Source organism: Gemmatimonadales bacterium, from assembly GCA_030697825.1.
Lineage (GTDB): Bacteria > Gemmatimonadota > Gemmatimonadetes > Gemmatimonadales > JACORV01 > JACORV01.
On sequence record JAUYOW010000214.1, the window covers coordinates 20,421 to 31,654 of the forward strand.

9 protein-coding genes are annotated in these 11,234 nt (G+C 69.9%); 6 read left to right on the top strand and 3 right to left on the bottom strand.

Annotated features, from left to right (window positions below; translation table 11 throughout):
* Nucleotides 1–2 precede the first annotated feature (2 nt).
* Nucleotides 3–2,189, bottom strand: coding sequence for a PBP1A family penicillin-binding protein (locus Q8Q85_11260; protein ID MDP3774832.1), 2,187 nt, complete (start codon nt 2,187–2,189; stop codon nt 3–5).
* Nucleotides 2,190–2,423: 234 nt separating this feature from the next.
* Between Q8Q85_11260 and Q8Q85_11265 the strand changes: the two genes are divergently transcribed.
* The 5 genes from Q8Q85_11265 (at nt 2,424) to tyrS (ending at nt 7,417) form a co-directional block, all read left to right on the top strand.
* Nucleotides 2,424–2,645 carry a DUF6364 family protein gene (locus Q8Q85_11265; GenBank protein MDP3774833.1) on the top strand — a complete coding sequence of 74 codons (222 nt, stop codon included), beginning with the start codon at nt 2,424–2,426 and terminating at the stop codon, nt 2,643–2,645.
* Nucleotides 2,642–3,052 carry a PIN domain-containing protein gene (locus tag Q8Q85_11270; GenBank protein MDP3774834.1) on the top strand — a complete coding sequence of 137 codons (411 nt, stop codon included), beginning with the start codon at nt 2,642–2,644 and terminating at the stop codon, nt 3,050–3,052. The genes Q8Q85_11265 and Q8Q85_11270 overlap by 4 nt, the downstream gene beginning before the upstream one ends.
* Nucleotides 3,053–3,157: 105 nt before the next feature.
* On the top strand, nt 3,158–5,185 hold the full coding sequence (locus Q8Q85_11275) for a bifunctional serine/threonine-protein kinase/formylglycine-generating enzyme family protein (protein ID MDP3774835.1): 2,028 nt from the start codon (nt 3,158–3,160) through the stop codon (nt 5,183–5,185).
* Nucleotides 5,182–6,114 (top strand): hypothetical protein, encoded by a 933-nt coding sequence (locus Q8Q85_11280; protein MDP3774836.1) that lies wholly within the window; start codon nt 5,182–5,184, stop codon nt 6,112–6,114. The genes Q8Q85_11275 and Q8Q85_11280 overlap by 4 nt, the downstream gene beginning before the upstream one ends.
* 103 nt (nt 6,115–6,217) lie before the next feature.
* The gene (gene tyrS / locus Q8Q85_11285) at nt 6,218–7,417 is read left to right on the top strand and encodes a tyrosine--tRNA ligase (protein MDP3774837.1); all 1,200 of its coding nucleotides are present in this window, start codon (nt 6,218–6,220) and stop codon (nt 7,415–7,417) included.
* Nucleotides 7,418–7,434: 17 nt separating this feature from the next.
* Here the strand turns inward: tyrS and Q8Q85_11290 are convergent, their stop codons facing one another.
* Nucleotides 7,435–8,622, bottom strand: a complete 1,188-nt coding sequence (locus Q8Q85_11290; GenBank protein MDP3774838.1) for an aminotransferase class V-fold PLP-dependent enzyme — start codon at nt 8,620–8,622, stop codon at nt 7,435–7,437.
* A 51-nt stretch (nt 8,623–8,673) separates the two neighbouring features.
* On the opposite strand from Q8Q85_11290, the gene Q8Q85_11295 reads away from it, so the two are divergent.
* Nucleotides 8,674–9,765, top strand: coding sequence for a patatin-like phospholipase family protein (locus Q8Q85_11295; protein MDP3774839.1), 1,092 nt, complete (start codon nt 8,674–8,676; stop codon nt 9,763–9,765).
* Here Q8Q85_11295 and Q8Q85_11300 read toward each other — a convergent pair.
* Entirely contained in the window at nt 9,762–11,231 is a 1,470-nt protein-coding gene (locus tag Q8Q85_11300) for a cytochrome c3 family protein (protein MDP3774840.1), read from the bottom strand. The two genes, Q8Q85_11295 and Q8Q85_11300, sit on opposite strands and share 4 nt — an antisense overlap.
* Between the last annotated feature and the right edge of the window lie 3 nt (nt 11,232–11,234).

Genomic DNA, 11,234 nt, shown 5'->3' on the forward strand with positions numbered 1-11,234 from the left:
AGCTAGTGGCCGCCCGGCGGGCGCGGTGGGGGCCTGACGTCGTCGCCACGGGGCGCGGACAGGGCGGGTGCACCCGGTCCCGGGTGCAGCGGGCATGACTCGACCGGCGCCGCGCCGGGCGAGAACACCTCCCACCGGCGAGAGCGAGCAGGACAGTTCGGCGTCGCGAGCTTCCCGGACTCCACGTCTATCTCGCGGGTCACGACTCCGGTCGGGCGGGACCACTCGCCGGGGTTGGGTCGGCGCTCGTACACCTCGCGCATGAACGCCGTCCACGCCGGCGCCGCGAGCCGGCCGCCCTGGGCGCCGGGCTTGATGGTCTGCGGGCGGTCGAACCCCATCCAGAATCCCGCGACCAGCTCCCTCGTGAACCCGACGAACCAGACATCGGTGTAGTCGTTCGTGGTGCCGGTCTTGCCCCCGGCGGGGACGGTGAAGCCCGCGCCGCGGACCGCGGACATCGCGGTGCCGCCACGGACCACGTCGCGCAGCATGTCGGTCAGCACGAACGCCTGATCGGGTGACATGACGCGCTGGCGCCGGATCTGCGGCTGCCAGAGGACGGTGCCTTCGGCGTCCTCCACGCGGCGGATGCCGATCGGCGAGGCGCGCACGCCCAGCGAGGCGGGAGCGGTGAAGGCCGAGACCAGCTCCAGCGCCAGTACGTCCGCCGACCCGATGAAGATCGAGGGGACGGCGGGCACGGGAGTCGTGATTCCGTAGCGCCGCGCCTCGTCCACGACCGTCTCCACTCCCAGCTCCAAGCCGAGACGGATCGCGACCAGGTTGACGGACGACGCGAGCCCGCGCCGCAACGTCATCGGGCCGTGGAATTCGCCCACTTCGAAGTTCTGCGGTTCCCAGACCGTGCCGTCGCTCATGGGGAGCGAGATGGGCGCGTCATCGAGCATCTCGTTAGGCGAATGGCCGGTGCGGATGGCGGCGGAGTACACGAAGAGTTTGAAGGTGGAGCCGGCCTGGCGCATCGCCTGCGTGGCGCGATTGAACTTCGAGTCGTCGAAGTCGCGCCCGCCCACCATGGCGCGGATCTCGCCGGTCTCGGCATCCATCGCGATCATCGCGCCCTGGAGGTAGGGCGTGGTGCCGGAGCGCGGCCCGTCGCCGTGGTCGGGGCTCGAGGCCAGGTACTGCGCGAAGGTCCGGTGGGGGAACCGGCCGTACGCGCCGTTCTCTATCGCCTCGATCTGCCCCTCGAGAGCGCGCTCGGCGGCCTGCTGCATGTCTATGTCCAGCGTGGTGTAGACGCGGAGGCCCTTCTCGTACAGGTCGCGGCCGAAGCGCGCATCGAGCGTTTGCCGGAGCCACTCGACGAAGTACGGCGCCAGCTCGCCATAGTCCTGGCGCGCCGAGAGGCCCAGCGGGTAGGCCTTCGCCTCCTCGGCCTGCTCGGCGGTGAGGTAACCCTGCCGGCGCATCAGCTCGATGACCAGGTTGCGCCGCCGCACCGCGCGCGCCGGGTAGCGGCGCGGGTTGTAGCTCTCCGGCCGCTGCGGCAGCGCGGCCAGGAGCGCCGACTCCGCGATGTTGAGGTCCCGGGCCGACTTCCCGAAGTAGCGAAGCGCGGCGGTCTCTACGCCGTAGGCGCCGTTGCCGAGGTAGATCTGGTTGAGGTAGAGCTCCAGGATGCGGTCCTTGGTGTAGGTCTGCTCCAGCTCCCGCGCTACCCAGACTTCCTTGAGCTTGCGGCTGAGCTTCTTCTCCCGGGTGATGCGATCGGGGAAGACGTTACGCGCCAGCTGCATCGTGATGGTCGAGAAGCCCTGCCCCCACGACAGTGAGAAGACGTTGGCGCGCACCGCGCCGAAGACGCGCGAGTAGTCGATGCCGTGGTGCTGGTAGAAGCGCTTGTCCTCGACGGCGATGAACGCCGCCTTGAGATGCCGCGGCATGTCGGCGAGGCGGATGAGGGTGCGGCGCTCAAGGCCCAGCTCGGTGATGAGGCGGCCGTCCACCGCGTACACCTTCGAGGTCTGCTGGGGCCTATAGTCGTCGAGGATGGCGATGGAGGGGCACGCGCGGCCGGCGCAGACCCGGGTCCAGCTGCCGTAGACGATGCCGACCCCGAACCCGAAGACGAGCAGCAGCACGAACACCGTGCGACGCGCCCGATCGGGGGTGAAGAAGCGCGTGATGCCGCGCTGCTTCGGCTGTTTCGGTTGTTCGGCCATAGCCGTGGCAAGTTAGCCGGGGGTCCGAGTGCCTGCCAGCGGCGGCGGCCGCAAGAATCCGCACCGCAACGCCTCGATTCCGCACCGTTGGTTCGCTCGTACCACACTACCATTGGACCCCCAGTGGCATCGCAGGCGGCTCTGGCACAGGCGGAGCGGCGCCGCTAGGCCCGGCGCTTGACTCGGGAGTCCAAGCACGTATACTACATCTATGGATACGTATACGGCGTTGCCATGAAGACCAAAGTCACGGTCACCATCGAGCGGGACCTCGTGCCGAGGGCGAAGCGCTACGCCCGGGCGCGGGGCGTCTCCCTGTCCCACCTCATTGAGGTCGCCCTGCGCGAGATGAGCGCCGGCGAGAGTACGTCCTTCGCGCAGCGGTGGCGGGGCAAGTTCCGGCCGGCCTCGCGCACCGGCGAACGGTACCGGGCACTGGCCGCCAAGTACCTGTGATCATTCTGCTGGACACCGATGTCCTCATTGACGTTGCCCTGGACCGCGCCCCGCATGCCGAAGCCGCGGCGAGCCTGCTCGATGCCGTCGAGCGCCGGCCAGGGTCCGGGTACGTAGCGTGGCACACGATCGCCAACTTCTACTACCTGGTGGCGCCGTCGCGCGGCGGCCAGGCGACGCGGGCTTTCGTGCTCGACCTGTTGCGGTTCGTGGAGGTCGCCCCCACCGTGACCGACAGCTTGCGGAAGGCGGCCAGACTCGAGATGAAAGACTTCGAGGACGCGATGCAGGTTGCCGCCGCCGAGGCGTGCGGCGCCGAGGTCATCGCCACGCGAAACATCCGCGACTATGCGAAGGCGCCGATCAGGGTGACCACGCCGCGCGCGCTGTTGGCCGAGCTGGCCTAGGCTCGCACCGGCAAGCAGGCCGTCGTAGTATTCGCGCATCCTCTCAGGGGACGCATTACGGAACTCCCGAGTCGTCTTCGTGCCGCGCTGGCCGGCCGCTACGCGATCGAGCGCGAGCTTGGCCGCGGCGGCATGGCCACGGTCTTCCTCGCCGAAGACGTCAAGCACCACCGCCCCGTCGCCATCAAGCTCCTCTCGCCCGAGCTCGCCGCCGCCTTGGGCGCCGAGCGGTTCCTGCGCGAGATCGAGATCGCCGCGCGACTGCACCATCCGCACATCCTCCCGCTCTACGACTCGGGCGAGGCTGACGGCCTGCTCTACTACGTCATGCCTTACGCCGAGGGCGAGTCGCTGCGCGACCGGCTGGAGCGCGAGAAGCAGCTTCCGCTCGATGATGCGCTCCAGATCGCGCGCGAGGTGGCCGACGCCTTGAGCTATGCGCACAGCCACGACGTGGTGCACCGGGACATCAAGCCCGAGAACATCCTGCTGGAGTCGGGGCACGCGGTGGTGGCGGACTTCGGGATCGCGCGGGCGATAACGGCAGCGGGCGGGGAGACGCTGACGGGCACGGGGATGGCGATCGGGACGCCGGCCTACATGAGCCCGGAGCAGGCGGCGGGGAGCAAGGACCTGGACGGCCGGAGCGACTTGTACTCGTTAGGCTGCGTGCTGTACGAGATGCTGGCCGGCCAGCCGCCGTTCACGGGACCGACGGTGGAGAGCGTGGTACATCAGCACCTCACGATGGACCCACATCCGATCACGAGCCTGCGGCCCGCGGTGCCGGCCGAGGTGGCGGCGGCCTTGAGCCGGGCGCTGGCCAAGACGCCGGCTGACCGGTTCAACCCGGTGGCGCTGTTCGCCGAGTCGCTGGGCGCGGTCCCGGCAGCGCGAACTGCGCCTCAGGGCGCTGCTCGCGTCTCCCGGCGCAGGATCTGGGCTGTAGCCGCCGGCCTGGTCGCGGTCGGCTTGGTTGCGCTCGTAGGTGCAGTCGCCATGCTCGGCGCGCGCGGGCGTTCGGCGCGGGTCCGCGAGACACTGGCGGCCGCCACGGCGGCGGCCGCGGCGCACCGGTTCGACGACGTATACGAGCGGCTGAGCGTGGCCGGTCTCGACGTCACGGACCGCCGCCTTGCGGGTCTCCTTCCCGCGGCCGCGGGCACCGTGTCCATCACCACCGACCCGGCCGGCGCCACAGTGGAGGCGATCCGCGTCCACCCGATCGCCGGCTTCGAGGCGCGGCCGCCGCTCAACCTCGGACGCACCCCGATCACGACCCGGGCGCTCGTCGCCGGCGACTACCTCATCAAGCTCCGTGGCGAAGGACGGCAGGTGTTGAGCCTCATCGTCACCATCGACGTCGGCACGGTGCGTCGCATCGTCCGGGGCCTCGTGCCTGCGGCTGACACCGCGCTGGCCGGCATGGTGCTCGTGGATTCCGGCACCACCGCGGCGGTCCCGACGCCGGGCCCCGTGCCGTCGTTCCTCATCGGCCGTCACGAAGTCACCAACTCGCAATTCCGCGCTTTTGCCGCGTCTGGAGCGTATCGCGACTCCTCGTTCTGGCCTGACGTCATGCTGGTCGGCGGTCGGCGCGTTCCACGAGATGCGGCACTGCGTGAGTTCGTCGATCGCACCGGCCGACCAGGCCCGCGCCTGTGGTCCGGCGGCACGTTCCCAGAGGGCGAGGCCGATCACCCCGTGGTGGGAGTATCATGGTACGAGGCGGCGGCCTACGCACGGTGGGCGCACCAGACGCTCCCGAAAATGGCCCAGTGGTACCGTGCCGCCGTTGGCGACGGAGACGGCGTCTATCCGTGGGGAAACGACGCCGTGACGGCGGAAGCCCGGGCCAACTTCGGCTTCGCCGGCAGCCGGCCAGTGGGTTCGTTCCCGCTCGGCGTGAGCCCCTTCGGATGCGACGACATGGCCGGTAACGCCAGGGAATGGCTGGCCGACTCCACGCCACGGGACCAACGGCTCGTGGCGGGCGGATCGTGGCAGGATCCACCATACATGTTCGAGCCGGGCCACGCCGAGGCGTTCGACCCGGGGTACAGCAGCGCCGCCATCGGCTTCCGCGTGGCCGTGGCGGCTGGCGCGACTCCCAAGCGAGGCAGTGACCGATGACGAAGACAATAGTGCTCGCGCTGGTGGCGGCGACGCTGCTTTCAGGGCGAGCGTCCGGCCAGGTCGCGCCGACCGGGGACGCCTGGCTCAGGCGGCCGGTGGACGACCGCACCTTCCGCACCTACCTGGAGTTCTTCGGCTACGACCAGCGACTGCCGTTCGACACCGACGCCGGGGATACGGTGCAGCTCGGCGGCGCACGGCGCGAGCACGTTTCGTTCCGGAGCACGGCAGGGACCCGCGTCACCGCTTTCTACTACCGCGCGGCGGAGGGCGGACGCCTCGGGTCGGGTGTCGTCCTGCTCCACGGCGGCGGTGCGGGGGGAAAGGATGGGGCCGGTGTCAGGTTCATCGCGGAGCTGATCGCCCGGGCGGGCATCGACGTCCTCTCAATTGACATGCCGCACTATGGCGAGCGGAGTGACGGCCTCTTCACGACGTTCGCGGAAGCCGAGAAGCACGACCGCCTTTACAATCAGCCGCCCGCCTACCTCGCCTGGGTCACCCAGATCGTTAAGGACGTGGGGCGATCCGTAGACTGGCTGGTCGCCGAGCGTGGAGTGGACGCCAGGCGGATCGGGATCGTCGGCGTGAGCCGTGGCGCCGTGCTGGCCTCCATCGCGGGCGGCGCGGACCGCCGGCTCGCCGCCGTCGTGTTGTCCTACGGCGGCCACTTCGACGCTATGGAGAACGGGCACCTGCCGGCGGCTTGCCCGGCCAACTACATCGGGCGGATCAGCCCGCGACCACTCCTCATGATCAACGGCACGCAGGACAACGACTTCGTGCGCGCCGCGTCCGTGGAACCGCTGTACCGTCTGGCGCGGTCTCCACGCGAGATCGTGTGGGAGGAGGCCGGCCATCGGGGGGTACCCTCCCCCGAGCACCAGGGAGCGATGCTGGAGTGGCTGCGGGAGCACCTGCGGTAGGCTGACAGACGCAGCGGCGGCCTGCCGGTGACGAAGGAGCGACTAGATCTCCCACGGGCACCAACTTGCGTGCAACGCCCCGGCTCCGCTAGCGTACGCCGCCATGCCCGACTTTCCGCCTCTCAACGAGCAGATGGACGCGATCCGACGCGGCTCGGTCGAAGTCATTCCCGAAGACCTGCTCGCGAAGAAGATCGAGCGCTCGCTCAACACCGGCGAGCCGCTGGTCGTGAAGCAGGGCTTCGACCCCACGCGCCCGCACCTGCACCTCGGCTACATGGTGTCGATACGAAAGCTCCGAACGTTTCAGGACCTGGGGCACCGCGTCGTTTTCCTAATAGGCGACTTCACCGCGCTGGTGGGCGACCCCAGCGGCCGCAGCGAGACCCGGCCCCGGCTCACCGAAGAAGAGGTGCAGCAGAACGCGGCGACTTACCGCGAGCAGGTGTTCAAGGTGCTCGACCCGAAGCACACGATCCTCGACCGGAACAGCCGTTGGCACGGCGAGCTGAAGCTCACGGACGTGCTGACCCTCGCGGCGCACTACACGCTGGCGCGCCTGCTGGAGCGCGACGATTTCGCCAAGCGGTTCGACGCTCGAACGCCGATCTCGATCCTCGAGCTGCTCTATCCGCTGCTACAGGGGTACGACTCGGTCGCGCTGAAGTCGGACGTGGAAGTGGGAGGCACGGACCAGAAGTTCAACCTCCTGGTCGGGCGCACCCTGATGGAGCGCTACGGGCTGGAGCCGCAGGTGTGCGTGATAATGCCGCTGCTGCGCGGCACCGACGGCGAGCGCAAGATGTCGCAGAGCTACGACAACTTCATCGGCATCACCGAGACGCCGGAAGACCAGTACGGGAAGACGATGTCCATCCCGGACACCCTGCTCGCGGAGTGGACCACACTCGTCTCCTCGCTAGGCGCGCCCGACCTGCCGGCCGCGCTCGAGAAGTGCCGGAAGAAGCCGTACGAGGCCAAGCGCCGGCTCGCACGCGACATCGTGACGCAGTTCCACGGCGCGGAAGCGGCGGAGCGGGCCTCGGCGCACTTCGACAAGCTGTTCAAGGCGAAGGAGGCGCCGACGGAGCGGCCGCGCTTCACGCACGCGCCGGCGAGCCTTGCCGTCGTACTCAAGGACATCGGCTTCGCGAAATCGATATCCGAGGCGCGGCGGATGGTCACGCAGGGAGGAGTGCAGATCGACGGCGCGAAGGTGGCGGGCGCGAACACCGAGTTGATGGCGGGGGCCTACGTCGTGAAGTATGGTAAGCTGAAGTTCGCGGACGTCGTTATTGAATGAAGCGTGATAGGAGCAGTTTATCGCCTGACACTCATCACCGTTTCCAACACATCCACCACCTTCTCCATCTCGTCAATCGTATTGTAGCAGTGTGGGCTGAGCCGAATCGCCCCCTCCCGGAAGGCGCAGATCACTCCCGCCTGCTTGAGCCTCCGATGCGCTTCGCGCGCATCCTCGGGCGCCACGCACACGATCCCCGACCGGTGGAGGTCGTCGGCCGGTGAGACGATGCGCACCCCGCGGCGGCGCGACCACTCCAGCACCGGCTCCGCCAGCGAGCGCACGTACCCGCCGATCGCGTCGACGCCCAGCTCCATCAGCAGCCCCAGGGACGTCGCCATGCCGAGCTGGTCCTGGAAGGCGACGGTGTGCACCTCGAAGCGTCGCGCGTCGTCGCGAAGCCGGTCGCCGTAGTTCACCAGGTTGGTGAAGTCCTCGGTCCCCTCGAACGCCATCCACCCCACGCTCGCGGGCTCCACCGTGGGGATCAGCTCGCGCCGCACGTAGCAGAAACCGGAGCCCCACGGCGAGAGCAACCACTTCTGCCCGCCGCAGGCAAGCACGTCCACCGGCGTCTCGCGCACGTCGAGCGGCGAGTTGCCAAGTCCCTGTATCGCGTCCACGACCAGGTACGCGCCGTTGGCGCGGCACGCCGCCGAAAGGCGCGCGAGGTCGGCCCTGAAACCGTTGCTGAACTGCACGAACGACACCGCGAGCACGCGCACCCTGGGGTCGCTCAGGCGCTCGACGAGGTAGTCCTCGTCGGGGAACCCCTCGGCGTTGACGGGCGCGAGCTCGACCTCGACGCCACGTTTCCGGAGCGCCAGCCACGGATACACGTTGGCCGGGAACTCGCGGTCGCTGAGCAGCACGGTCTCGCCGCGCGCCAGCGGCAGCGCTCCCGCGGCGACGTTGATCCCGTACGTCGTGTTGGGCCCGAGCGCGATCTCTTCCGGCGTCGCGTTGATGAGCCGGGCCGCGGCCGCGCGCGCTGAAGCGAGATGGGCCATGAGCTCGCGGTCGGGCAACAGGTGTGGCGCGGTGCGCTTGGCGTTGAACGCCTCGAGCGCGAGGCGGGTGCGCTCGGGGATCGGTCCGACGGATGCGTTGTTGAGGTAGGTGGTCGCCGCGGTCCAGGGGAACTCGCGGTCGCGCAGCTCCCGTACGAGTTCGCGCAGCCGCGGCGCGGCGGCGACGTGCGTCATGGGCGGAGTGGCGCTGGCATGGTGACCGCCGCTACGTTAACCCCCGATGCGATGGCACGGCAAGCGGCGGTGAATCCCACCTGGCGTTTCGGTCTCGTCCTGGGCGGCGGCGGCATGCGCGGTCTCGCGCACGTGGGTGTGCTGCGCGCGCTCGAGGAGCGCGGCTGGATCCCCGCCGAGATCGTCGGCACCAGCATCGGGTCGCTGCTGGGAGCGGTCTGGGCCACCGGCCGGTACACCATCGCCGAGATGGAGCAGATCTCGCTCGATCTCACCCGTCGCGACATCTTCCAGATCGCGCACGGCGACATGGCGTTCAAGCGGATGCGCTCGCCCGCCCTCTACCGTTCCGAGCCCCTCGCCGCGCTCATCCAGCGCCTCGTCGGAGACGTGAAGTTCCGGGAGCTCAAGCGTACCCTCATCATCAATTCCGTCGACATCAACAGCGGCACCCAGATGTTCTGGGGGCTGCCGGGCCTCGGGGACATGCGGGTGGCGGACGCGGTGTTCGCCTCGTGCGCGCTGCCCGGGTTCTTCGCGCCCCACGAGATCGGCGGCCGCTTCTACGTGGACGGCGCGATCGTGGACAACCTTCCGGTGCGCATCGCCGCGGCGCGCGGCATGGACGCGGTGGTGGCGGTGAACGTGGGGGCGTCGAGCCTCCTTCGCGCCGACACGCAGGAGGCGGGGTTCGCGGCGGTCTACGCGCGCGGCTCCGAGATCGTATTCCAGCAGGCGATGGAGTGGCACCTGCGCTCCTGGGCCAAGCCACCGTTGCTCCTGGTGCAGCCCAGCGTGCAGCAACTTCCCATGATGTCTTTCGACCACACGCGCGAGTTGATGGACGAGGGTCACCGCGCGACGCGGGTGGCGCTCGAGCGGACGGGGAACGCGATCCAGGCCGCGACCGAGGGGATCTTCCCCCGGCGGCTGGTGCAGATCCGCGTCAACGAGGAGCGGTGCATAGGCTGCGGCGCCTGCCTCAGCTACTCGGCGCCCGGGATGTTCAGGATGGAGAATGGGAAGGCAGTCGGGCCCGATGGCCCGTGCGAGTGGTCGCCGATAGACGGCGACGTGATCCGGCACTGCCCGACCTTCGCGATCACGGCGCGGCCCGTGCCGGCCGCCTCGCCATCCGCCTAACTGACCCTCCGCCGCGGGCCCCGGTCCGTGCGCGTCGTGTCTATCCATAGACTGTCCGGGATGCCGGGAGGCGCCCGGCCCGCCGCGTGACAGTTGTCGCACGAGAGACCGGCCTCGAGAACGTGCCCGGCGTGGGTCAGAGGCCTTCCCGAAACAGTATCGCCTCCCGCCCGCGCCTCCTCGATCCCGTAGTGACAGTAGGTACAGCCGCCGTCGGCGACCGGGGGCCCCAGCTCCGGCCGCGGCGGTGGGGTGCGCGACGCCAGCTGGTACGCCTCCACGGTCAGAGCGAGGGCGCGCCGCATCACCTGGTCCACCACCGGCAGGTTGTGCATCGGCCCCGCGCGGTCCACGAACGCGAGCTGGCTTCCTGCCTGACGGAGCCTGACCTTCGCGGCGCGGGGGGCCGCGCTGTCGCCGAGCGCCGCTTCCGCGTCGCGCAAATAGCCGCTCACCCAATCGCGCCGACGCGCGTATCCGCGACGCCACCTTTGCAGGATGCCGCTCCATTCGCCGCCGTGGCAGCCGGTGCACGCCGCGGGCGTGGTGCGCAACGACCGTCCGGGGCGGGGCGGCGCCTGGCCCGGCGCCGCGTGACAGGAGCGGCAGGTGACCCCGGCCATGAACATCGAGTTGGGGCGGAGCTCCTCGCCCGGCATCAGGCCGAGCATGAGTCGCTGCTGCTCCGAGTGCACGCTTTCATGGCAGTCGGCGCAGGCCGCGGTCCGCGACGTGTCGGCGGGGATGGGCCGCCGGTGCCGGGACGCGTGACAGTCCAGGCACCGTAGCACGATGGACGAGCTCATCGCGACCACCCGGTGCGCCGGCTGCGTGTGGCAGGCCCGGCAGGCGAAGTCACCGTGCGTGGTGTGCGCCCGCGCGGCGTTGATCGTCGTATCGATCGTCTCGGCCGGGCGGGCGCGGTCACCCCGGTGGCAGTCGGTGCAACGCGCGACAGCTACCGCCGTATCGCCCTCCACGAGCTGGTAGTGGCAGCGCGTGCACGGCACCTGGGCGCTCTGAAGCGAGGGATGTGGCAGCTGCAGGCCCTGGCTGGTCTGCCGCGTGTGTCGAGGAGCTGGGTGGCAGCCGGCGCAGCCGGTGTCGCTGCGCCCGGCGATTTGCGTGAAGTGGCACAGCACGCAGGCCGACGCGTCCGCGGCGAGAGACATCGAGTCCGGCGCGTGAGAGTGGCAGGCCGCGCACGGGACGACGCGGCCGTCGCCCGCCGGGTGGCTGTCGTGCGCGAACTCCACCATCGCCACGCGCGCCCGCGCCGGGCCGCCGGTCGGGTGGCAGCGCTGCGTGGAGCAAGCCCCGTCCGGCACACCGACGCGCCCGGCCTCCACGGCGCCCTCCCGGTGGCAGCCGAGACACGCCACGCGCTGGTGCGCGAGTCGCCGTGCCCCGCCCTCCTCGCGCCCACAGCCGCAGAGCGCGGCGACCAACCCGACGGCGACGCCCAAGCG

Excerpts from the sequence above, each read along its gene's own strand:
- Q8Q85_11280 (MDP3774836.1), top strand. The coding sequence starts at position 5,182 with ATGACGAAGACAATAGTGCTCGCGCTGGTGGCGGCGACGCTGCTTTCA.
- Q8Q85_11295 (MDP3774839.1), top strand. The coding sequence starts at position 8,674 with ATGGCACGGCAAGCGGCGGTGAATCCCACCTGGCGTTTCGGTCTCGTC.
- Q8Q85_11260 (MDP3774832.1), bottom strand. The coding sequence starts at position 2,189 with ATGGCCGAACAACCGAAACAGCCGAAGCAGCGCGGCATCACGCGCTTC.
- tyrS (MDP3774837.1), top strand. The coding sequence starts at position 6,218 with ATGCCCGACTTTCCGCCTCTCAACGAGCAGATGGACGCGATCCGACGC.
- Q8Q85_11265 (MDP3774833.1), top strand. The coding sequence starts at position 2,424 with ATGAAGACCAAAGTCACGGTCACCATCGAGCGGGACCTCGTGCCGAGG.
- Q8Q85_11290 (MDP3774838.1), bottom strand. The coding sequence starts at position 8,622 with ATGACGCACGTCGCCGCCGCGCCGCGGCTGCGCGAACTCGTACGGGAG.